Below are 24,829 nucleotides of genomic sequence, written 5' to 3'. Positions count from 1 at the left end.
GTGCCGCGGTTTCAGCTCAGAGGCTGGTGTGCTGGACGAGGCTGGTACTGGCGCAGGAACAGGTCGACGCCGTCAGTGATCAGGCGGTCGGCGAGATCCGGACGGAGGCTGGTGCCGATTGAGCCGACGATCAGATGGGGGTAGATGGTCAGGCTGAAGAACTGGATGACGGCCAGCTCGATATCGGCGATCGTCAGCCGGCCGCGTTCGCACAGATCGCCGAACATCTCGCCCAGGGCGACGGCGGAGCGGGCCGGGCCGTGCTCCTGATAGGCCTGGCTGAGCTCGGGGAAGCGCCGCAGTTCGCTGGTGACGAGGTTGCGCAGCGCCAGCCTGGACGGATCGGTGGCCGCGGCCACCAGGGCATGGGCGGTTTGGAGCAGGGCCTCGCGAACGTCCGTGGTAGCGGCGACGCGGGTTCGGACCTCGACCATCGTCATGTGCGCCTCGCCCATGGCCTGACCGACGACCTCGGTGAACAACTCCTCCTTGCTGCCGAAGTGGTTGTACACGGTCACCTTGGACACGCCCGCCTCGGCGGCGATGAGGTCCATGCCGGCATCGAACCCCTCGCGGATGAACAGCTCGCGTGCCGCGGCCACGATGGCATGCCGGTTGCGTTCGGCGCGCTTACCCGATGGCGCCGGTGATCTTTCGTTGTCTTTGCCCACGTTCTGCATCCTACCGCCAACTGAACCGTTGAGTACAGTGAATCTTTCCTGTACTGTTCAGTTCAGTTAGAACGGAGCGGCCGAGCCTGTCTCGTCCGTCCAGGCTCTCCGGCGCCCTGCCTGCACTACGAGGTGCCGCGCGGCCCAGGCCCTGGCCGAGGTCGTCGGCGCACTTTGATGACACATGCATGATCTGACTAAGGAGAACCCGTCATGGCTCCATTCACCCGTCGCACCCGAGTCGCCATGGTGCCCGACGTTGAAGCCGAGCGACTCGGTCTGGCCGCCCTCCTCGACACGCTCGACGACCATGAATGGCAGGTGCAGTCGCTGTGCGCCGGCTGGACCGTGCGCGATGTGGTCGCCCACCTCTCGCTCGCCGACCGCGAGTTCACCGCCATGATGCTGCGGGCGATCCGGGCTCGGGATTTCGACGTGGCGAACGCGGACATGGCCCGCGAGCGAGCACTCCAGTACACCCCCGCCGAACTTGTCGCCCAGGTGAGGGAAACGGCCGGACAGCCCCGGCGCTTGCCGATGAGCGGGCCGCTCGACCCGCTGACCGACATCCTGGTGCACGGACAGGACATCGCGCGGCCGCTCGGCCGAGAGCGTCCAATGCCCATCGAGCGCGTGCTTCCAGCGCTGCGACACATGTGGAAGAGCTTCTTCTACGGCACCGAGAAGCGCTTCGCCGGGCTGCGTTTCGTCGCCAGCGACGCCGATTGGTCGGCCGGTGACGGTCCGCTGGAGGTGCGGGGACCGGCGGGCGATCTGCTCCTCCTTTCCACGGGACGGCGAATAGGGCTGGACGAGCTGACCGGTGACGGTGTTACCGAGGCCGTGGCCAGACTGAAGTAGATCCTACGGAGCCCACCACCAGTCGATGCCCGGAATTCCGGGCGGGCCAACGGCGGCAGGAGTGTCGGTCGTGGAGCCCGTGATGTGGACGGCGCCTGGATGAAGGCCGTCGGGGTTGGTGTAGCGGGCGGCGGCCAGGCCATATTCGTAATTGCCGCGCATCAGGCAAGTGAGATTGTGCAGGTAGCGGGTCAGGGCGGGCGAGGCTTCCGGGGTGACCTGGTCGCGCACCTGCAAGAACCGGTGGACGATGCGGTCGCGTAGTGCGACGCAGGCGTGCAGGGCCGTATCGGGGGAGAGTTGGTCCTGGGTGGTGTAAACGTCGATCAGGTTCGCCGGTGCCATCGCCGGCCCAGAGTGGCGGCGGGCCAGCCACTGGTCTTTGCCGTAGCCGTACAAGTCGTCGTCGATGGCGGCGACGGTGCCGGCCATCTCGGTCAGCGCGCGCACCCGGGGGTGGGTGATCTCGGTGTCATCGATGGGCTCGGGATCGGTGATCTGGAGCCAGGTGATGGTGGGTGCGGCCGCGGCGTACATGTGCCGGGTGCACAGATAGTCGTCCAGCGAGGTCGCCGGGTGGCGGCTGGCGGGGATCTCCCAGGCCACTCCCAAAAGCCACAGCGCGTGCGCGTCGGCCAGACGGCGCAACTGCACCGGGCTCGTGCACCGGTGCAGGCGCGTGGCCAGATCCACGATTGGCGCGGTAAAGGGATGGCGGGAGTCAAGAATGCGTGCCGTAGGGGTTTCCAGGGTGCGGACGATGCGGACGGCCAGATCCAGGAATGCGTAGTTGTCGCCGTCCGCGTCGGTTTGTGCGCTGTCGCCGTGGACGTCGTCGAAGAGGAACATCAAGTAAGCCCAGTCGACGGCCATTTGCAATCGGTCGGTGTCCGCGGCCGGGCACACGTAGCCGTAGAAGTGGGCGCCCATGCTGTCGATGATTCGTTTTCGAAGGGCCGGATCGTCGCAGAAGCCGTGCTGAGCCATCCAGGCGATTCCTCGTTGCTCAAGCAGATCCAGCTGCGGATGGCTGAGCAGGGGCATCGGCAGGTACACCGGTGGGAGATGCATGGTGATCTCGGGGGCGATCGCGGATGGGGCGGTCACGGGACTCTCCTTGGTGTTCTCGCTCGTATCGCCCAACCAGGAATCGGACCACAGACCGGCGGCCCTCGGGAGATCCTGGCGGGCCTTGCTTCCTAGTAGTCCCCACCACGTCCAGCCGACCATGGACGCGCCGGCGCCGAAGATGTCGCGCTTCGCTGACATGTCGCGCCTTGCCCGGAGCAGGGCGGTACTGGACAAGGTCGGCCGGCCCTGGGTACCTTGCAGGTAGACAAATTTGATTAGTGAGGAGTCCGGCATGTCTTCGGTGACGCCCTACGTGATGGTGGACAGCGCGAACGCCTTCGGTGAGTTCATCGAGAGCGCCTTCCGAGCCGAGGTGTCCAACGTCATGCCTCTGCCCGAGGACCCCGAGCGGGTGATGCACGCCGAGGCGCGGATCGGGACCAGCGTGCTGTTCTTCGCCGACTCCGGACCCGACGGCGGCCGGTGCCTGCGCTCACCCACCGAACCCGTGCACATCCAGATGTGGACCACCGTGCCGGATCCCGAAGAGACCTACACGCGGGCGGTCACAGCCGGTGCCAGGCCGGCCATGGAGGTCACGGCGCAAGCCGACGGCAGCCGGATGGGCGCCTTCGTCGACCCGTTCGGCACACTGTGGTGGGTCACCGCACCCGCCTGAGATCCTGAGAAGGTTGTCCAGGTGGCCGATGGCGACGTCCCGGATCGGCTCAGCCTTGTATTCCCTTGATCGTGTAGTGCAGGCCGTGTTTCGGATAGTAGGCCATGCATACAATTTGCCGGTCGCCGTTGCCCCAGGTCGTTTCGCTCGGGAACCAGTAGGCATAATCGAACACTGATTGCTTGTACGGGGTCCCCACGTATTTCGACAGTTCGGCCTCGCAGCGGGAGGTCGTCTGCTGCCTCCTCTTCTTCTCGCCGGGGTTTCGGCCGTTCGGCGCCCAGAGTTGGCCGACGAAGGTGACCTCGGCGTCGTGGTTGCTCGTGCAGGTCGTGATGTCGACGAGGTCGGGCAGTGGCTTGTCGGTGCCCACTTGAGGCGCCTTCACGCAGTCGCCTGGCAGAAGTTTGTCGTTCGGCACGGTTCGTCCTGCCCGTGGTGGTGGGAACGCCTTGACGGTCGGCGACGCCGACGGCGGTCGGGCGGGCGGCTTGGAACTGGATGATTCGGACTTCGGGCTGTCGAAACCGCGCTGTCCGGCGGCTCCGGCCCACGCGGCACTCAGGGCGACCAGCGCCGCTGCCAGAACGAAGAGGCGGCCTGAATCACGCGACCGGGCGAGCAGTACCAGAGCCGACGCCAGCACCACGACGGCAAGGAAAAGCGACGCCGCATCGACGGAGACCACTTCGAGAACCGCGAGCACCCCTGCGGTCACGATGAGGAGTAGCAGGGCGAGCACACCCAGTGCGGGTAGGAAAAAGCGACGAGCCGGTATCGGCGGCTCGCCTTTCCCGCGCCAGATGCCTTGTCCTGTCCCTGCACCACGGCGAACTCCATCGCCGGGTGCCGTGCCTTCTCCGCGGCCGCTGAGACCAGCTGGGGAACCGGGCAGCAGGTGGTCCAATTTCAGGGAGGGGTGGGGAGTCTTGGCAGCCGCGATGTGCGCCGCCTGTTCGAGCAGCGCCGCGGGAACCGCCTCCGTCGCATGCCGCTGCTCCGCTTCGGCGGGCGTCCCGGCAGCGAGGACGCCGGAACTGTGCTCGCCCTGGCGCGGTGGGGGAGCAACGGCAGGTGCGGTGTCCTGGCCGAGCAACTGGAGCAGAAGCAGGTGCGCTGTGGGGCGCCGGGCCGGGTCCTTGGCCAGGCAGACCGCGACGAGCTCGCGCAGCCGCCCGGACATGTCGCCGAGGTCGGGCTCCTGGTTGAGGATGCGTTCCGAGACGGCGGGCAGCAGATCGTTGCCGAACGGCGGCCGGCCCGTGGCCATGAACACGATCGTCCCGGCCCAGGCGAACACGTCCGAGGCAGGCCCGGCGGGCTCGCGGCGCAGTTGTTCCGGTGCCATGTACGCCGGGGTTCCGACGACGACGTTGGTGACCGTCTGGGTCACGTCCAACGCCTTGGCGATGCCGAAGTCGATCACCCGTGGACCGTCCGGGCCGAGCAGCACGTTGGCGGGCTTGAGATCGCGATGCACGATCCCGACCTGGTGTATCGCGACCAGCGCGGTCGCCGTCCCGATCGCGATCCGGTCCAGCGCGCCGCCGGTGAGCGGGCCGCGCTCTCTGACCAGCTCGTGCAACGACGGCCCCGCCACGTACTCGGTCACGATGTACGGCCGGTGGCCGGCCACGTCGGCGGCCAGCACCTGCGCCGCACAGAACTGGGCCACCCGCTTGGCGGCCGAGACCTCGCGGACGAAACGGCTGCGCGCGGCCTCGTCCTGAGCCAAGGCGCTGTGCAGCAGCTTGACGGCGACCAGCTCACCGGGCTGACCGGTCCGATGGCCCAGGTAGACGGAGCCTTGGCCGCCGGCGCCCAGCCGGCCGACGAGTTCGTAGTCCCCAAGCCGTCGCGGGTCACCCGCTAGCAGGGGAGCGGCGTTGGCGGTAGTCCTTCGATCTCCCTCGACAGACATGTGCCAGAACCTAGACCGCTGATCCCGGGACCGGTCTCGGCCTTGTCCTGGGACCAAGATTCTCATGGCGGCCGGTCACCACGGGCGCTCGGCTCATCGGGAGCGCAGGGCGGCCTCCAGGACCTCGTGGACGGTCTTGGCGGGGCGGCCGATGACGGCTTCGAGTGAGGGGGCGGTGGCGTTGAACTCGCCATTGCGCGATGCCGCGAACATCGTCAGGGAGAACTCCGCCGCCGGTCGCGGCATCCCGCTGGCGACTGCTGCGGATGTCCACTCGTCGTCGTCCATGACGACCCGGGCGATGGTCCGGCCGGTGATGCGGCACGGCGAGCGTGCCGGTCTCCAATGCCGCGCCGATGTAATAACCCAAGGTGGAGGCATAGAACCCGTTGCGCAGGGCGGTGTAGGGGACTTCTTGCTGCTTGAGGTGCTCCTCGGTAGCCGCGTGGACCTTCTGCGGCGGGAAGAGCGACAGGGGAGAGGCAGCCTGGTGGCTGGTGTACAGGATGCGTTGGGCGCCCGCTCCCCGTGCTGCGTCGATGGCGGCCCTGTTGGCGGTCAGGGCGCCGTCGCCTCGAATGGCCGCGGAGACGACCAGGACGCGCTCGGCACCTCGCGCACACTGACGGCGATCCTGTCGGCCGGTACCCGCTCCAGCAGGCGGTTGACGATCAGCGACCCCAGGTGCCCGGTGGCTCCGGTGACGATCAGCATCGATGGCTCCAGTCTGGGATGTCTCCAACGGAACACAGAGAACGGTAACACTGATATTTCCGTTGGGTGCAATCGCGTGGACGTCCCGGAGTCCGACGGGCGCTGCCCGTATCTCCGCGCAGGTCAGCAGCGGCGGATCGGCAATATCGTCGATAACATCGCCTGTCACGTGTGGGCGATACCATCGTCTGCGTGACATCGAACGCGCAGCGGCGGGACATCACCCGGGACCGCATCATGAAGGCAGCGGCCGCCCTGCTGCGCGACCACGGGCCGGCCGCGGTGACCACGCGCCGCGTTGCCCACCAGGCCGGGCTGCAGCCTCCCGCCCTCTACCGCTTCTTCCAGGGCAAGGACGACCTGCTGGATGCCGCCGCCGAGCACGTCTTCGCCGAGCATGTGGCGAGCAAGCAGACCACCGCGCCCTCGGACGACCCGGTAGAAGACCTCCGCGCCGGATGGAACACCCAGATCAGCTTCGGCCTGGCCAACCCCTACGTCTACGGCCTGCTGCTCGACCCGGCCCGCGCACGCCACACCCCGGCACAGGCCAAGGGTGTACTGATCCTCGCCGAGCGTGTGCACAGGATCGCCGCCGCCGGACGGCTTCGGGTGAGCGAGGAACGCGCCGTCAATCTCATCCGCTCGGCGGGGATCGGAACCGTCCACACCCTGCTGACCTTGCCGCCAGAACAAAGCGACCCGCACCTGGCGGACGCCGCCTTCGACGCGGTCGCACGCGCCATCCTCGCGGATCAGCCCGCCGTCCCCACCCAGGACCCGGCGGCCGTCATCGCCGCCTTCCGCATCCTGCTGCCCGAACTGCCCAGCCTCAGCAAAGCCGAGGCCGCCCTCCTCGACGAGTGGCTGCGACGCTGATCCAGCACCGCGAACGGTGTGGGCGGGGAATGTGCGTACGCGCGGCGGCGGCTCTGGCTCGCGGCTCCACTATTCGGTGTTGCTAGGTACTAGTACTTGGTGTTACTGTCTACCTGTAGTCAGCATCACCGAGTAGCTGAGAGGGGGTGCTCTATGGGCAAGCAGATGACGGAGATGCTCAAGGGGACGCTGGAGGGCATCGTCCTGGCGATCCTGTCCGGCCGGTCCGCGTACGGCTACGAGATCACGGCGTGGCTGCGCGATCAGGGCTTCTCCGACATCGCCGAAGGCACCATCTACGCGCTGTTGGTCAGGATCGAGCAGCGCGGCCTGGTCGACGTGAAGAGGGTTCCGTCCGAGAAGGGGCCGCCGCGCAAGGTGTATTCCATCAACGCTCAGGGACGGGAATATCTCGAAGAGTTCTGGAGGACCTGGAGCTTCCTCGCAGAACGGCTCGAACAGCTCCGTGAAGGAGGCAGGTAATCATGTCCGATGACGAAAAGGGCGGCTTCATCTCAAAGGTGATCGGCCCCAAGCGGCGGTGGCGGGAGTACAAGGCGCGTGTGGCGCGGCTTCCCGAGAACTATCGAACGGCGGTCGACGCGATCGAGCGGTACATGATGCACTTCGTGCCGACCGACAGCGAGAGCAGTGTGACGATGTTCGAAGACCTCGCCGACCTGTTCGAACAGGCCGCGGCGGACGGAACCCCGATCCGCGAGATCGTCGGGCAGGATCCGGCGGAGTTCGTCGGGACGTTCGTCGAGAACTACTCCGAGGGCGGCTACGTCCCCGCCCGTGCGCGGAAGCGGCTGACCGATGCCATCGCGCGCGCCGAGCAGGAGCAAGTGGATCCCCGATGACCGCGCGCACGACCCGCGTACGGGGTTTCTGAGAACTCATACCCGAAGCTGGACGGTGGACCGGACGGTCAGGCGACCGGACCGGCCGACCTCAACACCTCCAACGAAACGATCCGGGTCGGTGCCGTTGACGACCCCGGCGTCTTCATGTTCTCAACGGCAACATCGGTGAGATGGCCGGTGAGCTGCGGCTGAACGCGGCCACCGGTGACATCGGCGGCTGGCCGACGCTACCGCCAAGACCGCCTAGAGCGCGGCCACCTGCACGCACTCCAAGAAGGCGTGCTGCGCAACCCCTGAACACCTGAGCAAGGCCCCCAGACCGCCGACGCGGTCATCGAGGCGCGCGCAACTACGGCGATATCGACATCCATCGATCCTGCCCCTCGAACATCAGCAAGGAGACCCCCTATGGGCGACGCGATCACAGCCGAAGGACTAGTCAAGAAGTACGGGAAGGTGACGGCGCTGGACGGCATGGAGCTGTCGGTTCCGCGCGGGACGGTGCTGGCCCTGCTGGGGCCGAACGGCGCCGGCAAGACCACGACGGTGCGGGTGCTGACCACGCTGCTGCGGCCGGACGCCGGGCGCGCCGTCGTCGCGGGCTGCGACGTCGTCCGCGAGGCCGCAAGGCTGCGCTCTCACATCGGGGTGTCCGGGCAGTACGCCGCCGTCGACGAGCACCTCACCGGCGCGGAGAACCTGGAGATGGTCGGGCGGCTTTACCATCTGGGCGCCAGGCGCAGTAAGAAGCGCGCCCGCGAGCTGCTGGAACGCTTCGACCTCACGGAGGCGGGCGACCGTCCGGTGAAGGGCTACTCCGGCGGCATGCGGCGCCGGATCGACCTGGCGGCGGCCCTGGTCGCCGACCCGCCGGTGCTGTTCCTGGACGAGCCGTCCACCGGTCTCGATCCGCGCGCCCGGTCGCAGCTCTGGGATGTGATCAGCGGGCTGGTCAAGGGCGGTACCACGCTGCTGCTCACCACCCAGTACATGGAGGAGGCCGACCGGCTGGCCGACCAGATCGTGGTGGTCGACCAGGGCCGGGCGATCGCGCGCGGCACCGCCGACGAGCTCAAGGAACGGATCGGCGGCAACCGGATCGAGCTGTCGGTCGCCGACCGCGGGCAGCTGGCGAAGGCGCGGGAGGCGCTGGCCTGGCTCGCCGTCGGCGCCATCGAGACCGACGCCGAGGGGCTCCAGGTCACGGTCCCGGTCACCGACGGCCCCGAGTCGCTGCGCCTGGCCCTCGGCCGGCTGGCCGAGCAGGGCGTCACCGTCCGGGACGCCGGACTGCGGCGACCCACGCTGGACGACGTCTACCTCACCCTCACCGGACACCGGGCACCCGGTGCCCAGCACGCCGACGCCAACGCCGCGCAGGCCCAGGAGGTCACCCGATGAGCGCGCTCACCCTCCCGATCATCGACGGGCTGACCATCGCCAAGCGCAACGCCATCAAGATCAAGAGGTCTCCGGAGCAGCTCCTTGCCGCGATCGCGCTTCCCATCGTGCTCATCCTGCTGTTCGCCTACATCTTCGGCAGCGCCATCGACATCCCCGGCATGTCCTACAAGGAGTTCCTGCTCCCCGGCATTTTCGTCCAGGCCGTGATCATAGGCGCGCAGACCACCGGGTACACGCTGACGCTGGACCTGCAGAAGGGCATCTTCGACCGATTTCGCACGCTGCCGATGGCGCGGTCGGCGGTGCTGATCGGCCAGACCCTCAGCGACCTGCTGATGAACCTCAGCAGCCTGACGGCGATGGCGCTGATGGGCCTGGCGGTCGGCTGGCGGGTGCACACCTCCCCGCTTGAGGTCCTGGCCGGGTTCGGGCTGCTGCTGCTGTTCGCCTACGCCTTCTCCTGGTTCACCGCCACCGTCGCGCTGACCCTGCGCACCCCGGAGAGCTTCAGCGGCATCGCCAACATGGTCTCGCTCCCGCTGGTGTTCCTCTCCAACGCCTTCATCGACAGCTCCCAACTGCCCACACCGCTGCGCGTCGTCGCCGAGTGGAACCCGGTCTCCAGCTTCACCCAGGCCGCACGCGAGCTCTTCGGCAACACCAGCACCGCGATGAAGACCTCCGACGCCTGGCCCGTCCAGCACGCCGTCCCGGCCTCGCTGCTCTGGGTCGCCGTCATCCTGACCGTGTTCGTCCCGCTGGCCACCCGCCTCTACAAGAAGTCGGTCAGCAACTGACCACGGCCGGCCGCTCGGCACAGCAGCGGCCGCCGCAGCCGGCCGGGCCTCCAACCCCGAACTGGAGGCCCGGCCGGTCGAGCCGGGCCCGCATGGCATTCACGGCTTGCGGTGCGACGAACGGGTGGCCGCCACACCTCAGCGGGCACGGCGCTGGTGTCCAGTTGTTCGTGTCGCGAATCAGAAGTGGCTCTGGTCTACGATGGGTGAATGGGAAAGGCCGAGGGTGCGCAGATGGGGGTCGTCACCGCGCTGGTGCGCGCCTCCTTTCTCGTCAATGCCGTGTATGCGGAGTCGAGCCGGGAGTTCGGCCTGACCCCGCAGCAGGGGCAACTGCTGTGCGTCCTGATGCCGCAGCCGTACGGCATGGGCGAGCTGGGCGGCGTGCTGGGGCTGGCGAAGTCGAGCCTGACCGGCCTGGTGGACCGCTGCGCCCAGCGCGGCCTCGTGCGGCGCGAGCCTGATCCGGAGGACGCGCGCGCTGTTCGCGTGGCGCTCACCGCCGAGGGCGGCGGGATCGCCGAGGAGTTCTACGCCGAGACCTGCCGCCGGGTCGAGAAGCTGACGACGAACCTCGGCGACGACGACCGGGGCATGCTCGCCGCCCTGCTCAGCCAGGTGGTGCACGACAACGAGGTACCGGTCGTCTTCATGGAGGTCGACACCCGCACGATCTGCCCGCGCTGACGCCGGGTCAGGCCGTGCCGAACAGCTCGGCGAACCGTCCGATGAACAGGTCCGCGCCCTTGTACTCGCTGACCGTTCGCGCGGACAGGACGGCCGGGCCGTCGGGGGAGGGCATCTGCCCGACGCCGCCGCCCGGACCGAGCGGGAGCAGGATCGACGGGATCTCGGACGGCCGGTAGACGGCCGTGGGCGCCTCGCCCTTCACCTGGGCGAGGATGTTGTCCGCCACGACCCCGGCGTGCTTCATGGCGTGCCCGGCCATTTTGGCCTCGTCCAGGTCGGTGATGTCGCCGAGCGCGTAGATGTGGCCGTGACCTGCGACGTTGAGCGTCTCGGTCACACGGACCCGTCCCTGTGGCGTGCGCGTGGCGACCCGTCCGTCGGCCAGGTAGTCGCCGTTGACGCTGACGCCGTAGCAGCGGAACCAGATGTCGGCGGAGATCTCACCGCGATCGCTCGCGACGGTGAACGTCTCCGCCACGCCCGGCGCGGTCGGCGGCTGCGCGGCGAGGGAGGTGTCCAGCCGCAGTTCCACGCCCAGCGCGTCGAGCTGCCGGTGGAGATCGTCTCGCATCTCCGGCGCGAAGCCGGGCATCAGCCGGCCGCCCTGCTCGACGATGGTCACGTGCTTGTCCGGCCACACCGCCTTGATCTCGCCGGACAGCTCCAGGCCGACCGGCCCGGCCCCGACGATCAGGACCCGTCCGGCGCTCGCGAGCTCCTTGTGCGTGCCCCTGAGTCGCTCCAGTGCCTCTCCGGCGGAATCGGCGTCCATCTTGGCCGGGTACGGGTAGTCGGAGCCGGAGGCGAGGACGAGATAGTCGGCGTCGACGCGCTCGCCCGAGGCCAGGGTCACGCCGCCGGGATCCACCGAGACCACGCGGTCGCGGATCACCGTGCCGCGCCGGAGCAGCCTGTCGTACGGAAAGAACATGTTGCCCGCCCAGTCCGGCTGCACCAGCGCGCGCAACGCCCCCGCCGAGTGGACGAACGCGTCCTTCGGTTCGATGAGGACGACGTCGGCGTCCTGATCCAGCGCCTTGGCGACGGCGGCGCCGCCGTAACCCCCACCTATGACCGCAACGAGACGTCCCATTCTTCACTCCCGATAACGTCGCTATTCGTGGCACGAACTATAGTGGTTCGTATCACGAACAGCAACGCAGCGGGGTCGCCGGACGTCGTCAAAGCCTCCGCGGCGGGTGAGGGGATGGGAATGGGCTGTCGTAACGGTGCTAGGCGGAGGTGCTCGCCTCGGCCGTGTCGTGCGCGCCGGCCAAGGGTTCGGCTGGACGGCGTCGTACCAGGGCGCACGCGGCGGCGCCGATCGCGATCACGGCGATGGGCAGTGCCAGGGTCGGCCGCATCGCGTGGACGAACCCGTGCTCGAACGCCGACGCGGCCACCTGCTGGATATGGTGGGCGAGATTCGCCGGTATTCCCGGCTGCGGCTTGAACGCCCCGCCCGTCTGCCCGGCGCCTACCTCCGAACCGCCGTTGTCGAAGCGGGCCATGAACTGGCCGCGCACGCCGGGCGGAAGGCCGGCGGCCCGCTTGGCCGCCTCCTCGTGGAGCGAGGCGGCGAGGCGGTTCTGCAGTACCGCGCCGACCGCGGCGCTGCCGACGACCGTGCCGATCTGCCGGATCGTGTTCAGCACGCCGGACGCGGCCCCGGCCATCCTGGGCTCCACGTTGTACATCGCGACCGTGACCATCGGGCCGAACACGCAGCCGATGCCGACCCCGGCCACGATCAGGGCGGGCTGGAACTCCCACCACGCGCGGCCGACGCCCGTGACCCAGGTGAGCCAGGCCATGCCGGCCGCGAACAGGGCCAGGCCGCTCATCAGGATGTACTTGCCACCGGCCCGGTCCGCCATCCGGCCCGCGACCGGTGACAGGAACGCCGACACCACCATCGCCGGCGCCATCACCAGCCCGGCCTTGAGAGCGCTGAAGTCCAGCACCGACTGCAGGTAGAGCATCACCGGCAGGAACAGACCGATCATCCCGACCTGGACGGTCGCGGCCACGAAGCTCATGACCGCGTAGTCGCGGTCGCGGAAGAGCGCGAAGGGCAGCAGCGGTTCGCGGCCCTGCCGGGCGCCCTGGTAGATCAGGAACACCACCAGCAGCAGCGCGGCCCCGCCCAGCAGCGCCCAGATCCCGGCGTTCCAGCCGTACCGCTGGCCCTCGGTGAGCCCGAAGGTCAGGCACAGCAGCATCGCGGTGGCGAGCGCCACACCCGGCAGGTCCAGCTTGTGGCCGGTGCCGTGCCGGACGTCCGGGACGAGCGTGACGGCCATTGCGAGCACGGCCGCGCCGATCGGGACGTTCACGAAGAAGATCCAGCGCCAGCCGGCCGTGCTGACCAGGAGCCCGCCGAGCGTGGGCCCGGCGATCGTGGCCACGCCCGCGACCGCGCCCCACACACCGAGCGCCGTGCCGCGGCGCTCGGCCGGGAACGTGCCGATGATGATCGTCATCGTCTGCGGCGTCAGCGCCGCGGCGCCCAGCCCCTGCAGGGCCCGTGCGGCGATGAGCTGCGCCGGATCCTGCGACAGGCCGCACAGCACGGACGCCGCCGTGAACAGCGCGACGCCCCCGATGAACATGGTGCGCGGCCCGCGGACATCACCCAGCCGGCCGAAGGTGATCAGCAGCGCGGCCAGGACGAGGATGTAGACATTGATCACCCACAGCACCGCGTCCAGCGACGCGTCCAGGTCGTCGATCATGCTGGGGACGGCGACGTTGACGGCCGTCAGGTCCAGCAGCGTCATGAAGAATCCCAGGCTGAGCGTCAGCAGCACCGCCCAGGGATTGCCGCGCCATCTGCTCATTCCTCTCCCTCCCGCGGTGTGTCGGTTCTTCGGGGCCTGGAGGCTCCGCAGCCGTCGCTCATGGTGGCGATGCTAGCATAGTAGCTAGCTACCAAATTAGCTCCGAAGAAGCCGTGCGCGCCCGTTCCGCCGCCCGGATCCGCCGGGTGAGGTGAGGCCCTGCCGGCCCGCCGGTGTCGCTCAGCGGGGCGACGCGGCGATCCGCACGCGGTGGCTGCCGTTGTCGGACAGGAACGACGCCAGCGCCCGCCCCTGCTCGGCCACGGCGGTGCGGTCGGCTCGGGTGAAGCGGCGCAGCGGGGTGACGACCACGGTGTCGGCCTCGACGGTCCAGGTCGCGGAGACCCGGCCGTCGACCAGGACGACGCGGGCACCGGCGACCGACAGGCCGCGGTCGGCGTCGTCGATGATCCGGCTGCGGTCGTGGTAGCCGAGAATCGCGTTGTCGAACGCCGGCAGGAACCGCACCGGGGCCGGTGTGCCGGGATCGGGACGCGGCGCGTCGGGGAGGTCCAGCAGCTCCCGTCCCCGCTCGTCGCGGAAGGCGACCAGCTCCTCGCGTATCGCGGCGACGGCGGCCGGCAGCCCGGCGAGGCCGCTCCAGGCGCGCAGGTCGGACGTGGTGGCCGGGCCGAACGCGGCGAGGTAGCGCCGCACGAGCGCCTGGCCCACGGGGTCGGAGGCGTCCGGGGACGGAGGGTCGATCTCGCGCCCCAGCCAGGACGAGAGCATGGCGTTGCGCACTCCCGCCTTCGTGCGCCAGAGCCCGCGCGGCGGCAGCTGCACCATCGGGATGACGGTGACCAGCATTTCCCCCAGTGCCCGCGGCCCCGGCTCCGGCCAGCGGTCGGCGAGCGCCCGCCCGAGCCCGGTCATCGAGCGGGGCTCGCCGTCGGCCATCACCGCCCGTCCCGCCGCCGCGAGCTCGCCGAGGTCCACCCCGGCGAGCTCTTGGCGGTAGACCCCGAGGACGCGCTGGCGCAGCATGGCGTCGTGGCGGGCCCGCCAGGCCAGGACGTCCTCGGCGGTGAGGAGGTGGACGGTGCGGCGCATGAGGTGGGTCCGCACCACGTTCCGCCTGGCCAGCAGGTCCGACAGCGCCGCCGGGTCGAACGCGCGCAGCCGGGACCAGAGCCCGACGAACGGCTCCTGCGGCTCCTGTGCTTGCAGACCGCCGAGGTGCGCGACGGCGTCGAGGACCGGCATGTCGGCGTGTTCCAGCAGCAACTGACGGGCGAGCGTCGCGCGATTGAGCGCCCGCGTGTCGAGGACGGTCATGCTCTATGCCTACCGCTCAGCCGTTGTATTCGCTCGCGACGTCCACGACCCAGACGACGCCGAAGCGGTCCTTGAGCATGCCGTAGAGGGGAGCCCACTGCGCGGGCGCCAGCGGCTGCACGATGGTCGCTCCTGCCGAGAGCCTCTCCCAGTACGCGGTGACCTCCTCGGTGCTCTCGCCGCGCAGGGAGACGAAGAACGAGTTCTTACCCTGGTCCCAGGGCATCTGCGAGGGCACGTCATAGGCCATCACGTGGAAGCCGTTGTCCGCGATCACCTGGCCCCACATCACCTGGTCGGCCTCGGCGGGGTCCTGCACGCTCCCAGCGTCCTTGTAGGTGACGACGGCGAGGTCGCCACCGAACACGGACCGGTAGAACTCAAGCGCCGCACGCGCGTCGCCCCGGAAGTTCATATGAGTCACGGACTTGACAGACATCTTGGGCTCCAGCCTTCGGTTTCGTTCCTGGACGCCGGGGAGTACCCGGCCTGAGACCATAGTCGCAGGGGAAGCGGTCAGATCCTGTCCGCTACTCGCCGCCCGGAAACCCGATAAGCCAGGTCCACCGGACGCGCGGTGCGGTGCCATTGGAACGAACCAATTTGCTTGAAATGCACGGAAATGCCCGGCTAAACTCATCGTCCATGATCGCTCTCCGCCATGATTCGCATCGCCCCCCGCCGAAGTGCCCGGCAATTTCGCCCGGTTGGGAAACGGCATCTCCGGCGGTGCTCAATTTATTCAGGCGGCGGCACGCCACGCGGGCCCTGGCCGGGGTCCTTTGCCTGGTCGGCCTGATCGGCCTGGGAGCATGTGATTCCTCCTCGTCCACTGCGGAGTCCTCGCGCTCCGCCCGGCCGTCAAAGGCACCCGTTCCGTCCGCGCCGATGGCCGTTGAGAAAGACCCTTCCGGTCTTGTCACGCGAGTGCCCGATATTGGTCAGGTGGCCTCCAGATCGATCCCGCCTGAGGTGGCCAAGGGCCGGTACCTGGCTGGTCCCTACAACGACCCGAGGGGGGTCCAGTCCTTCTCTTGGAAGGTCTTCGATGCCCGGCAGAACCGCAACCTCACACTGGAGGTGGCCAGAAAGCCGAGTATCGCGGAGGCGAAAGTCAAGGCCATGTACGTCCGGAGCGCGGTCGCGGGCGCTCATGTGCAGGAAGGGCGCCAGGTGACCGACACCGGCCCGGCCGAAACGATCCCGAACCTCGCGGACGAATGCCTCGGCTTCCGAATCTCGCGCAAGAATGCCGCGAGCGCGATTCCGCAGGATGGCGGCCAAAAATACTCGATGAGCGGCCGGTATCTCTACTGCCGCTTCAAGAATGTGAACATCGTGATCGACTGGGAAGGCTTGGACTACGCCCGCCCGAGGACGATCGACTCCGGAACCGGGTTGAACCAGGCCGCCGCCGACCGCGATACACGGCGTCTCGCCCAGGCCATTGTCGGGGCGTTGCGCTAGCGCGAGGATACCCGCCTCCTCGACCAGGGCCCGTGGCGTACTAAGGTCTGAGGGTGGATGTTGGCAGGTCACCTCTCTTTTGCGATACCGCCCTCGCCGAGCGCGTGGAGCGGGTCGAAGCGCAGTTGGTCGCCAAGGGCAGTGAGGCCGCACGCCGCCGCAGGGCGGACGCGGTGGGCTTCGTCATGCCCGTCGCCGGTGGCGTGGCGAGCTTCGCCGAAGAGAACTCGCCGCTCAACAAGGTCGCTGGCCTCGGATTCGGCGGGGTGCCGAGCGCGGCCGTCCTCGATGAGGTCGAGCGGGCCTTCGCCGATTGCGGCTCTCCTGTGCAGGTCGAGCTCGCCCACCTGGCCGATCCCGAGATCGGCGCCCTTCTCACCGGACGGGGCTACCGGCTCGTCTCGTTCGAGAACGTGCTCGGCCTGGCCCTCAAGGGCGAGCGCGGACGGGTCGCGCCGCCGGGGGTCGAGGTCCGTCCGAGTGGTGACGAGGAGTTCGAGCCCTGGCTGGACGTCATCGTCGAGGGCTTCGCCCACCCCGACACACAGGGGGTCCGCTCGCACGAGGATTTTCCACGCGAGGTCCTCGCGAACGCCATGCGCGATCTCACGGCCGCGGCCGGGGTCGTGCGCTACGTCGCGCTCCATGACGGGGCCGTCGCCGGCGCCGCGAGCTTTCGCGTGGCGGACGGCGTCGCGCAGCTCACCGGTGCGGCGACCGTGCCCGCGCACCGCCGCCGGGGTGTCCAGACCGCGCTGCTGGCGGCCCGGCTCGCCGATGCCGCGGCCGCCGGATGCGACATCGCCGTCATCACCACGCAGCCGGGGTCGAAGTCGCAGCAGAACGCGCAGCGCCAGGGCTTCGACCTGCTGTACACCCGGGCCATACTGATCAAGTAGCCCGGTCGCCGTCCTGCTGGGCGCCGACCAGGACGTCGCCCGCGGTCGTGCGGTAGTACAGGACGGAGCGCCCGGCGCGGCGGCGCTGGACCAGGCGCGCATCGAGCAGGATCCTCAGGTGGCGCCCCACCGATCCGAGGCCCTGGCCGGTGAGGGCGACGAGCTGGGTCGTGCTCTTCGGCGAGCCGAGCTGGACGAGGACGCCCGCGCGGGCGGGGCCGAGCAGGCGGCCCAGGGCCTCGGGGGCGGGGGTGCCGGTCTCGGCCAGGGCACCCGAGCACGGGTAGACCACGGCGAAGCGGCTCCAGTCGTCGGTCCAGGAGGCCCAGCCGTGGCGGGGCGTGACCGGGACGAACATCAGCTGCGCCTTGCCCAGGTCGCGCGGCGGGTTGTCGTGCGTGTTGACCTGTAGGCGGCTGCCGCCGAGCCAGCGCATGCCGGGGCGCAGGTCGTCCAGTGCCCCGGCCCAGCCGCCCCGGGACAGCTGCGCGGTGCGCGCGACGATGTCGGCCTCGATGATCCGGCGGCGGCGCGGCCAGGAGGGGAGCACCAGCCGCGTCCAGATCCACTCCAGCAGGTCGGCGGCCCGTTCGGGCAGGTCGGAGCGGTGCAGCTCGGCGGGGACCGGGCCGCCCAGCGACAGGACGAGGTCGTCGCGGGCCCTGCCCGGAGGGGCGCCGCGGACCAGGGCCACCTCGTCCGCGAAGGTGCCCTCGCCTTCGTGGGCGGGCGTGGGGGTCAGGAAGTCGGCGTTCCAGGTGGGTCCGAGGGCGGCCCGGACGAGCAGGGCGGTGATCGGGTCGCCGGACAGCCGTTCCCGGTAGGCGGGGAGGTGGACGTCGAGCCACGCGCGCTCGGAGGGGTGCGCCGCCGTTCCCCGCTCCAGGGCCTTGAGGGTCGCGATCGTCTCGGCCAGCGGGGACACGACGAACCGGCTCCCCGCGAGAGTGTCGGTGTTGATCTGCCACCAGCCCATGGTTTCGCCCCCCTGCGAAACTCTAACGCCCGGGGGCCGGTGCGCCGGAGACTCCGGCCATGCGCACGTATCGAGAGCTCTTCCGGACACCGGAGTTCACGCCGCTGTTCCTGGCGTCCGCCGCGCAGGTGGCGGCGCAGACGGTGAGCGGGCTGGCCCTGGCCACGATGGTGTACTCGGCGACCGGGTCGCCGCTGCTGTCGTCGCTGGCGATGTTCGGACCGTCCCTCGCCCAGGTGATCGGCGCGGCGACGCTGCTGTCGGCGGCCGACCGGCTGGCTCCGCGCGCCGCGCTGACGGGGCTGTCGCTGCTGTTCGGCCTGGCCACCGCGGCCCAGGCCGTCCCGGGGATGCCGGTTTGGGGGATCTTCGCGATCGTCCTGGGCCTGGGGGTGACGGCGTCGCTGGGCGGCGGGGTGCGGTACGGGCTGCTCAACGAGATGCTCGCGCGGGACGGCTACCTGCTGGGCCGCTCGGTGCTGAACATGTCGAACGGCATGATGCAGATCGTCGGGTTCGCGGCCGGGGGAGTGCTCGTGGCCACCCTGTCGCCGCGCGGGACGCTGCTCACCGGCGCGGCCCTGTATCTGGGGGCCGCCGCCGTCGCCCGGTTCGGCCTCGCCCGCCGTCCGCCGCGCGCCGGGGGACGGCCGTCGCCCGCCGACACCTGGCGCAACAACGCCCGGCTCTGGTCGTCCAGGCCCCGCCGTTACGTGTATCTCGCGCTCTGGGTGCCGAACGGGCTGATCGTCGGCTGCGAGTCCCTCTTCGTCCCGTACACGCCCGAGCACGCGGGGCTGCTGTTCGCCTTCGGCGCGCTCGGCATGCTGGCCGGGGACACCCTGACGGGACGGTTCGTCCCGAAGCACTGGAGGCGGCGGCTCGACGCCCCGCTGCGGCTGCTGCTGGCGGCCCCGTTCCTGATCTTCGTGCTGCGCCCGCCGCTTCCGATCGCGGTGGCGGCCGTCACGCTCGCGACCGTGGGCTACGGCTCCACCCTGCTGCTGCAGGACCGCCTGATGGCCCTGACGCCGGACGAGCTGAGCGGGCACGCGCTCGGGCTGCACTCGTCCGGGATGATCGCCATGCAGGGGGTGGGCGCCGCGCTCGCGGGAGCCGTGGCCCAGAGCACCTCGCCCGCGACGGCGATGACCCTGATGGCGGTGGCCTCCGTCGCCGTCACGGTGGCGCTGGCCCCCGGCCTGCGGTACGACCGTGCGGCCACCGCGCCCGAGGACGCGCCCCCGCCGGAGCCTGCTTCCCAAAATCAGGTGTGCGACCCGCAGGAGGCTTGATTACACTCGGCCCCATGTCGACGCCCCGGATCTCCTAGCTCGGACACACGCTTCACGTCACCCGTGTGTCCTTGAGCTATTCCGGAGCGTCATCCAATGCTTGCTTTCCGTGATGTCGACGTGCGCGTCGGCTCCCGGCTCCTGCTGTCGGGCGTCACCGCCCACATCGCCCCCGGCGACCGCATCGGCCTGGTGGGCCGCAACGGCGCCGGGAAGACCACGCTGATGAAGGTCCTGGCCGGGGAGGTCCCGCCCGCCGCCGGTGCCGTCACCCGGACCGGGCCGGTCGGGTACCTGCCCCAGGATCCGGCGGCGGCCGATCCCGCGATCACCGTGTCCGGCCGCGTCCTGTCCGCGCGCGGCATGGACGAGGCCGTGCGCGCCCTGCGCGCCGCCGAGACCGCCCTCGCCGAGGCGGGCGGAACACCCGCCGAGGAGCGGGCGATGGGACGCTACGCCCGCGCGGAGGCGGAGTTCCAGGCCCGCGGCGGGTACGCCGCCGAGGCCGAGGCCGCCCGGGTCGCGGCGGGGCTCGGGCTGCCCGACGGGGTCATGGCCCGCCCGCTCGGGTCCCTGTCCGGCGGGCAGCGGCGCCGCGTGGAGCTGGCGCGCGTCCTGTTCGGGGAGCGGGGCACGCTGCTGCTGGACGAGCCGAGCGACCATCTGGACGGCGACTCCATCGCCTGGCTGAGGGCCTTCCTGGCCGGGCACCCGGGCGGGCTGGTGGTGATCAGCCACGACACCGGTCTGCTGGACGCCGTCGTCAACCGGGTCTGGCACCTGGACGCCGACCGGGCCGCCGTCGACGTGCACAACACCGGCTGGCGCACGTACCTCGCCGACCGGGACGCGGCCGAGCGGCGCCGGGCCCGGCGCCGCGCCGCGGCCGAGCGCAAGGCGGCCTCGCTGCACGCACAGGCCGGCAGGATGCGGTCGAACGTCGCGACCGCCGTCCGCGCCCGGGACATGGCCCGCCGCGCCGACCGGATGCTCGCCGGGACGGAGCCGGCGCGGCGCGCGGGCCGGGTCGCGCGCTTCCGGCTGCCCGATCCGGCGCCGAGCGGGCGGATGCCGCTGGGCGCCGTCAGCCTGGCGAAGTCCTATGGGGACACGCCGGTGCTCACCGGCGTGGACCTGGCCGTCGACCGGGGCGGCCGCCTGGTCGTCCTCGGCTTGAACGGCGCGGGGAAGACCACGCTGCTGCGGATCCTGGCCGGGCACGAGCGGCCGGACTCCGGACGCGTGGTGCATGGCCACGGGCTGCGGCTGGGCTACTTCGCGCAGGAGCACGACACGCTGGACCGCGCGCGGACCGTCCGGGAGAACCTCGCGGACGCCGCGCCGCACCTGACCGACGGGGAGGCCCGGCGCGTCCTCGGGTCGTTCCTGTTCGGCGGCGACGACGCCGACAAGCCCGCCGGCGTGCTGTCGGGCGGGGAGAAGACGCGCCTGGCGCTGGCCGGGCTCGTCAGCTCGGGCGCGAACGTGCTGCTGCTGGACGAGCCGACCAACAACCTCGATCCCGCGTCGCGCGGCGAGGTCCTCGCGGCGGTCGGGGAGTACCGGGGCGCGGTGGTGATGGTGACCCACGACGAGGAGGCGGTCGAGGCGCTGCGCCCCGACCGCGTCCTGCTGCTCCCGGACGGCGTCGACGACCTCTGGAACCCCGGATACGCCGACCTGGTCGCGCTCTCCTGACCGCACGGCGCCGCCGAGCCGGGCGTCAGCGGGTCCTGAACGCGTGGACGGCGCTCGCCGCCCGGTCGGCGATGGCGCCGAGGTGCTCGGCCAGCTCGGGCGGGTCGAGCAGGGTGTAGTCCACGGTCAGCAGCGTGATCCGGTAGGCCAGGAAGTGCATCGAGTCGGACTGGGTGTGCAGCAGGCACGACCGGTCGTCGGCCGCCTCCAGGACGCCCTGCCAGGCGGTGACGTGCTCGGCCGCCTCCTCGATGGGGACGTGCAGCCGCAGCCGCGCCCGGATCGTGCCGGAGCCGCCCGCCAGCGAGTCCATCGCCCAGGACATCGCGTCCACGCCGCCGGGCAGCTCGCGGGCGGGGACGCGGACGCCCGTCCGCGACGGCTCGGCGATCCGGTCCGCGCGGAACAGCCGCCAGCCGGCCCGGTCCTCGTCGTAGGCCACCAGGTACCAGCGGCGGCCGGTGGCCACCAGCCGGTGCGGCTGCACCAGCCGCCGCGCGGTCTCCCCGTCGGCCCGGGTGTAGCCGAAGCGCACCTTCTCGCACGTGACGCAGGCGGCGGCGAGCAGGGCGAGCGCGTCGGGATCGGCGGGCGGGACGCCGCCGTCCTGCGGGGGGAGTGTGACCGCGGCCTCCGACAGCGCGCTCACGCGGTGCCGCAGCCGGTGGGGGAGGACGCGTTCGAGCTTGGCCAGGGCGCGCAGCGAGGCGTCCTCGATGCCGGTGATGGCGACGGTCGCGGCGGTGCGCAGGCCGAGGGCGATGGCGATGGCCTCGTCGTCGTCCAGCAGCAGCGGCGGCATCGCCGCGCCGGCGGTGAGCCGGTAGCCGCCGGTGTTGCCGTGGGTGGCGTCGACGGGATAGCCGAGCTCGCGCAGCCGGTCGATGTCGCGCCTGATCGTGCGGCCGGTGACCCCGAGGCGCTCGGCCAGCTCGGTGCCCGACCACTCGCGGGGGGTCTGCAGCAGGGACAGCAGCCGCAGCAACCGTCCGGATGGATTCCGCATGTTTCTCATCATGGCGTCCTACTAGGACGTTCAGTGACCTATTGGCGGTCTAGTGTCAGTGATGTCGAACCGAAACGAGGGGAGCACGACATGTTGCGAGGATTCGCCACCATCAGCTTCTGGGCGGACGACCTGGACGCGGCCAAGCGCTGGTACTCCGAGCTGCTGGGGATCGAGCCGTACTTCGAGCGCCCCGGCCCGGACGGCCGTCCGGCGTACTACGAGTTCCGCGTCGGGGACTACCAGCACGAGCTGGGCCTGATCGACGCCCGGTTCGCGCCGGGCGGGCCGCCGACCGGGTCCGCCCCGGCCGGCAGCATCATGTACTGGCACGTCGACGACCTCGAAGGGGCGGTCGAGCGGCTGCTGTCGATGGGCGCGAAGGAGTGCGAGCCGCGCACCGAGCGGGGCCACGGATTCGTCACCGCCTCCGTGATCGACCCGTTCGGCAACGTCCTGGGCGTCATGTACAACCCGCACTACGTGGAGGTGCTGGCCTCCCTCCGGTGACCGGCGGTCAGGTGGCGGCGACGTAGTCGCGCAGGTGGCGGGCGGTGAGCGAGTCGCCGCGGGCGACCAGCTCGGCGGGGGTGCCGGTGAAGACGACCTCGCCGCCGTCGTGCCCGGCGCCGGGGCCGAGGTCGATCAGCCAGTCGGCGTGGGCCATGACCGCCTGGTGGTGCTCGATGACGATGACGGTGTTGCCGTCGTCGACGAGCCGGTCGAGGAGGGCGAGGAGCTGGTCGACGTCGGCCAGGTGCAGGCCGGTGGTCGGCTCGTCCAGCACGTAGACGGCCGCCTTCTCCGCCATGTGGATGGCGAGCTTGAGCCGCTGCCGCTCGCCGCCCGACAGGGTGGTGAGCGGCTGGCCGAGCCCCAGGTAGCCGAGGCCGACGTCGGCGAGGCGGTCCAGGACGGCGCGCGCCTGGCCGGTGGTGAAGAACTCGCGCGCCTCGGCGACCGGCATGGCCAGCACCTCGCTGATGTCCTTGCCGCGCAGCTTGTAGGTCAGGACCTCGGGCGTGTAGCGCTTGCCCTCGCACTCCTCGCAGACCGACGCGACCCCGGCCATCATCGCGAGGTCGGTGTAGACGAGGCCGATGCCCTTGCAGCCCGGGCAGGCGCCCTCGGAGTTGGCGCTGAACAGGGCGGCCTTCACCCCGTTGGCCTTGGCGAACGCCGTCCTGATCGCGTCGAGCAGGCCGGTGTAGGTGGCCGGGTTGCTGCGGCGCGAGCCGCGGATGGCGGACTGGTCGACCACCAGCACGCCGTCGCGGCCGGGCAGCGACCCGTGGATCAGGGAGCTCTTCCCCGACCCGGCGACGCCCGTGACCACGGTGAGGACGCCGAGCGGGATCTCGACCGACACGTCCTTGAGGTTGTGCAGGTTCGCGCCCTTGACGGCCAGGTGCCCGGACGGCTCGCGGACCTCGTCCCGCAGCCGGGCGCGGTGGCCGAGGTGGCGGCCGGTCAGGGTACCGGACGCGCGGAGCCCCGCGACGTCGCCGGCGAAGCACACCCGCCCGCCCGCCGAGCCCGCGCCGGGGCCGAGGTCGACGACATGGTCGGCGATCTCGATCGTCTCCGGCTTGTGCTCGACGACCAGGACGGTGTTGCCCTTGTCGCGCAGCCGCAGCAGCAGGTCGTTCATCCGCCGGATGTCGTGGGGGTGCAGGCCGATTGTGGGCTCGTCGAACACGTAGGTGACGTCGGTGAGGCTCGACCCCAGGTGGCGGACCATCTTCACCCGCTGCGCCTCCCCGCCCGACAGGCTCGTGGACTCGCGGTCGAGGCTGAGGTAGCCGAGCCCGATCTCGACCAGGGCGTCCAGGGTGCCGCTCAGGGTGGCCAGCAGCGGCGCGACCGACTCCTCCTCGATGCCCCGGACGAACTCCGCCAGATCGCTGATCTGCATGGCCGCGCAGTCGGCGATGTTGAGCCCGGCGATCCGGCTGCTCAGCGCGGCGGGGCCGAGCCGGGCCCCGCCGCACGCCTCGCACGTGGTGAAGGTGACCGCGCGGTCGACGAACGCGCGGATGTGCGCCTGCATCGACTCCCTGTCCTTGCTCAGGTAGAGCCGCCGCACCTTGACCACGAGTCCCTCGTAGTTGGTGTTCATGCCCGCCGCCTTGATCTTGGTGGCGGGCTTGTGCAGGAGGTCCTCCCACTGGGCGGGGGTGTAGTCGCGCAGCTTGACGTCCGGGTCGAAGAGGCCGGAGACGGCGAAGAGCCTCCAGTACCAGGAGTCGACGGCGAAGTTCGGGACGGTGATGGCGCCCTCGTTGAGCGACAGGTCGCGGTCGACCAGCTGGTCGACGTCGATCCGAGTGGCCCGGCCAAGGCCCTCGCATTCGGGGCACATGCCCTCGGCGCTGTTGAAGCTGAACGCGGTGGACATGCCGACGTGCGGGACGCCCAGCCGGCTGAAGATGATCCGCAGCATGGTGTGCGCGTCGGTCGCCGTCCCGACCGTCGAGCGGGAGTTGGCGCCCATCCGCTCCTGGTCGACGACGATCGCCGCGCTCAGGTTGCGCAGCGAGTCGACGTCGGGACGGCCGAGGCTCGGCATGAACGACTGGATGAACGCGGTGTAGGTCTCGTTGATCAGGCGCTGCGACTCGGCGGCGATCGTGCCGAACACCAGGGAGGACTTGCCCGACCCCGAGACCCCGGTGAAGACGGTCAAGCGGCGCTTCGGGATGTCCAGGCTGACGTCCGCGAGGTTGTTCTCCCGGGCGCCGCGGACCTCGATGACATCGTGACTGTCGGCGGCCCTGCCACTCGGCGCTGGCTGAGTCATCACATTCCTTCGCTCGG

The 24,829-nt window shown here is 70.4% G+C and carries 25 protein-coding genes; 13 read left to right on the top strand and 12 right to left on the bottom strand.

Features of this window, described 5'->3' with window-relative positions:
- Positions 1 to 11: 11 nt before the first annotated feature.
- Entirely contained in the window at positions 12 to 680 is a 669-nt protein-coding gene (locus tag E1298_RS02770) for a TetR/AcrR family transcriptional regulator (protein ID WP_131889128.1), read from the bottom strand.
- 204 nt (positions 681 to 884) lie between these two features.
- On the opposite strand from E1298_RS02770, the gene E1298_RS02765 reads away from it, so the two are divergent.
- Positions 885 to 1,532 carry a maleylpyruvate isomerase family mycothiol-dependent enzyme gene (locus E1298_RS02765; RefSeq protein ID WP_131889127.1) on the top strand — a complete coding sequence of 216 codons (648 nt, stop codon included), beginning with the start codon at positions 885 to 887 and terminating at the stop codon, positions 1,530 to 1,532.
- Between the two features lie 3 nt (positions 1,533 to 1,535).
- Here E1298_RS02765 and E1298_RS02760 read toward each other — a convergent pair whose 3' ends face one another.
- Positions 1,536 to 2,639, bottom strand: coding sequence for a terpene synthase family protein (locus tag E1298_RS02760; RefSeq protein WP_131889126.1), 1,104 nt, complete (start codon positions 2,637 to 2,639; stop codon positions 1,536 to 1,538).
- 256 nt (positions 2,640 to 2,895) lie between these two features.
- Here E1298_RS02760 and E1298_RS02755 point away from each other — a divergent pair, with 256 nt between their 5' ends.
- The gene (locus E1298_RS02755; protein ID WP_207944397.1) at positions 2,896 to 3,282 is read left to right on the top strand and encodes a VOC family protein; all 387 of its coding nucleotides are present in this window, start codon (positions 2,896 to 2,898) and stop codon (positions 3,280 to 3,282) included.
- A gap of 49 nt (positions 3,283 to 3,331) precedes the next feature.
- Here the strand turns inward: E1298_RS02755 and E1298_RS47690 are convergent, their stop codons facing one another.
- The 3 genes from E1298_RS47690 to E1298_RS50120 form a co-directional block, all read right to left on the bottom strand.
- Positions 3,332 to 5,203: a serine/threonine-protein kinase gene (locus tag E1298_RS47690; protein ID WP_165975266.1), complete on the bottom strand. Its 1,872-nt coding sequence runs from the start codon at positions 5,201 to 5,203 to the stop codon at positions 3,332 to 3,334.
- 93 nt (positions 5,204 to 5,296) lie between these two features.
- A complete protein-coding gene (locus E1298_RS50125) occupies positions 5,297 to 5,491 on the bottom strand; it encodes a hypothetical protein (protein ID WP_243725353.1) in 195 nt (64 codons plus the stop codon).
- Positions 5,492 to 5,761: 270 nt separating this feature from the next.
- Positions 5,762 to 5,917: an SDR family oxidoreductase gene (locus E1298_RS50120; RefSeq protein WP_243725352.1), complete on the bottom strand. Its 156-nt coding sequence runs from the start codon at positions 5,915 to 5,917 to the stop codon at positions 5,762 to 5,764.
- A gap of 192 nt (positions 5,918 to 6,109) precedes the next feature.
- Here E1298_RS50120 and E1298_RS02740 point away from each other — a divergent pair, with 192 nt between their 5' ends.
- From E1298_RS02740 to E1298_RS02715, 6 genes are all read left to right on the top strand, one after another.
- A complete protein-coding gene (locus tag E1298_RS02740; RefSeq protein ID WP_207944396.1) occupies positions 6,110 to 6,796 on the top strand; it encodes a TetR/AcrR family transcriptional regulator in 687 nt (228 codons plus the stop codon).
- Between the two features lie 153 nt (positions 6,797 to 6,949).
- Positions 6,950 to 7,279: a PadR family transcriptional regulator gene (locus E1298_RS02735; protein WP_131889125.1), complete on the top strand. Its 330-nt coding sequence runs from the start codon at positions 6,950 to 6,952 to the stop codon at positions 7,277 to 7,279.
- A 2-nt stretch (positions 7,280 to 7,281) separates the two neighbouring features.
- The gene (locus E1298_RS02730) at positions 7,282 to 7,659 is read left to right on the top strand and encodes a DUF1048 domain-containing protein (protein ID WP_131889124.1); all 378 of its coding nucleotides are present in this window, start codon (positions 7,282 to 7,284) and stop codon (positions 7,657 to 7,659) included.
- Positions 7,660 to 8,070: 411 nt separating this feature from the next.
- Positions 8,071 to 9,063 carry an ATP-binding cassette domain-containing protein gene (locus E1298_RS02725; RefSeq protein ID WP_131889123.1) on the top strand — a complete coding sequence of 331 codons (993 nt, stop codon included), beginning with the start codon at positions 8,071 to 8,073 and terminating at the stop codon, positions 9,061 to 9,063.
- A complete protein-coding gene (locus E1298_RS02720) occupies positions 9,060 to 9,863 on the top strand; it encodes an ABC transporter permease (protein WP_131889122.1) in 804 nt (267 codons plus the stop codon). The genes E1298_RS02725 and E1298_RS02720 overlap by 4 nt, the downstream gene beginning before the upstream one ends.
- Before the next feature lie 210 nt (positions 9,864 to 10,073).
- Positions 10,074 to 10,550 carry a MarR family winged helix-turn-helix transcriptional regulator gene (locus tag E1298_RS02715; RefSeq protein WP_131889121.1) on the top strand — a complete coding sequence of 159 codons (477 nt, stop codon included), beginning with the start codon at positions 10,074 to 10,076 and terminating at the stop codon, positions 10,548 to 10,550.
- Positions 10,551 to 10,557: 7 nt separating this feature from the next.
- Here the strand turns inward: E1298_RS02715 and E1298_RS02710 are convergent, their stop codons facing one another.
- From E1298_RS02710 to E1298_RS02695, 4 genes are all read right to left on the bottom strand, one after another.
- Positions 10,558 to 11,646 carry an NAD(P)/FAD-dependent oxidoreductase gene (locus E1298_RS02710; protein ID WP_131889120.1) on the bottom strand — a complete coding sequence of 363 codons (1,089 nt, stop codon included), beginning with the start codon at positions 11,644 to 11,646 and terminating at the stop codon, positions 10,558 to 10,560.
- A gap of 139 nt (positions 11,647 to 11,785) precedes the next feature.
- On the bottom strand, positions 11,786 to 13,393 hold the full coding sequence (locus tag E1298_RS02705) for an MFS transporter (protein ID WP_131889119.1): 1,608 nt from the start codon (positions 13,391 to 13,393) through the stop codon (positions 11,786 to 11,788).
- 180 nt (positions 13,394 to 13,573) lie between these two features.
- Positions 13,574 to 14,671: a winged helix DNA-binding domain-containing protein gene (locus E1298_RS02700; protein ID WP_131889118.1), complete on the bottom strand. Its 1,098-nt coding sequence runs from the start codon at positions 14,669 to 14,671 to the stop codon at positions 13,574 to 13,576.
- Between the two features lie 16 nt (positions 14,672 to 14,687).
- Positions 14,688 to 15,110 carry a VOC family protein gene (locus E1298_RS02695; RefSeq protein WP_131889117.1) on the bottom strand — a complete coding sequence of 141 codons (423 nt, stop codon included), beginning with the start codon at positions 15,108 to 15,110 and terminating at the stop codon, positions 14,688 to 14,690.
- Positions 15,111 to 15,559: 449 nt separating this feature from the next.
- On the opposite strand from E1298_RS02695, the gene E1298_RS02690 reads away from it, so the two are divergent.
- Both E1298_RS02690 and E1298_RS02685 read left to right on the top strand, forming a co-directional pair.
- Positions 15,560 to 16,138 carry a hypothetical protein gene (locus E1298_RS02690; protein ID WP_131889116.1) on the top strand — a complete coding sequence of 193 codons (579 nt, stop codon included), beginning with the start codon at positions 15,560 to 15,562 and terminating at the stop codon, positions 16,136 to 16,138.
- A 104-nt stretch (positions 16,139 to 16,242) separates the two neighbouring features.
- Positions 16,243 to 17,037, top strand: a complete 795-nt coding sequence (locus tag E1298_RS02685; protein WP_207944395.1) for a GNAT family N-acetyltransferase — start codon at positions 16,243 to 16,245, stop codon at positions 17,035 to 17,037.
- On the opposite strand, the gene E1298_RS02680 is transcribed toward E1298_RS02685, so the two are convergent.
- Entirely contained in the window at positions 17,030 to 18,013 is a 984-nt protein-coding gene (locus E1298_RS02680; protein WP_131889114.1) for an ArsR/SmtB family transcription factor, read from the bottom strand. The two genes, E1298_RS02685 and E1298_RS02680, sit on opposite strands and share 8 nt — an antisense overlap.
- A 59-nt stretch (positions 18,014 to 18,072) precedes the next feature.
- On the opposite strand from E1298_RS02680, the gene E1298_RS02675 reads away from it, so the two are divergent.
- Together E1298_RS02675 and E1298_RS02670 are read left to right on the top strand one after the other, a co-directional pair.
- The gene (locus E1298_RS02675; protein WP_207944394.1) at positions 18,073 to 19,308 is read left to right on the top strand and encodes an MFS transporter; all 1,236 of its coding nucleotides are present in this window, start codon (positions 18,073 to 18,075) and stop codon (positions 19,306 to 19,308) included.
- Between the two features lie 96 nt (positions 19,309 to 19,404).
- Positions 19,405 to 21,006, top strand: coding sequence for an ABC-F family ATP-binding cassette domain-containing protein (locus E1298_RS02670; RefSeq protein ID WP_131889113.1), 1,602 nt, complete (start codon positions 19,405 to 19,407; stop codon positions 21,004 to 21,006).
- 25 nt (positions 21,007 to 21,031) lie between these two features.
- Here E1298_RS02670 and E1298_RS02665 read toward each other — a convergent pair whose 3' ends face one another.
- A complete protein-coding gene (locus tag E1298_RS02665) occupies positions 21,032 to 22,012 on the bottom strand; it encodes a helix-turn-helix transcriptional regulator (protein WP_131889112.1) in 981 nt (326 codons plus the stop codon).
- A gap of 90 nt (positions 22,013 to 22,102) precedes the next feature.
- On the opposite strand from E1298_RS02665, the gene E1298_RS02660 reads away from it, so the two are divergent.
- Positions 22,103 to 22,522, top strand: coding sequence for a VOC family protein (locus E1298_RS02660; RefSeq protein WP_131889111.1), 420 nt, complete (start codon positions 22,103 to 22,105; stop codon positions 22,520 to 22,522).
- Between the two features lie 7 nt (positions 22,523 to 22,529).
- Here E1298_RS02660 and E1298_RS02655 read toward each other — a convergent pair whose 3' ends face one another.
- Entirely contained in the window at positions 22,530 to 24,812 is a 2,283-nt protein-coding gene (locus tag E1298_RS02655; RefSeq protein ID WP_131889110.1) for an ATP-binding cassette domain-containing protein, read from the bottom strand.
- Positions 24,813 to 24,829: the final 17 nt, after the last annotated feature.

The sequence above is a fragment of the Actinomadura rubrisoli genome (genome assembly GCF_004349215.1).
Taxonomy (GTDB): Bacteria; Actinomycetota; Actinomycetes; order Streptosporangiales; family Streptosporangiaceae; genus Spirillospora; species Spirillospora rubrisoli.
The sequence above is the reverse complement of the archived record's forward strand: the minus strand, read 5'-3'. Positions and strand labels throughout refer to the sequence as shown.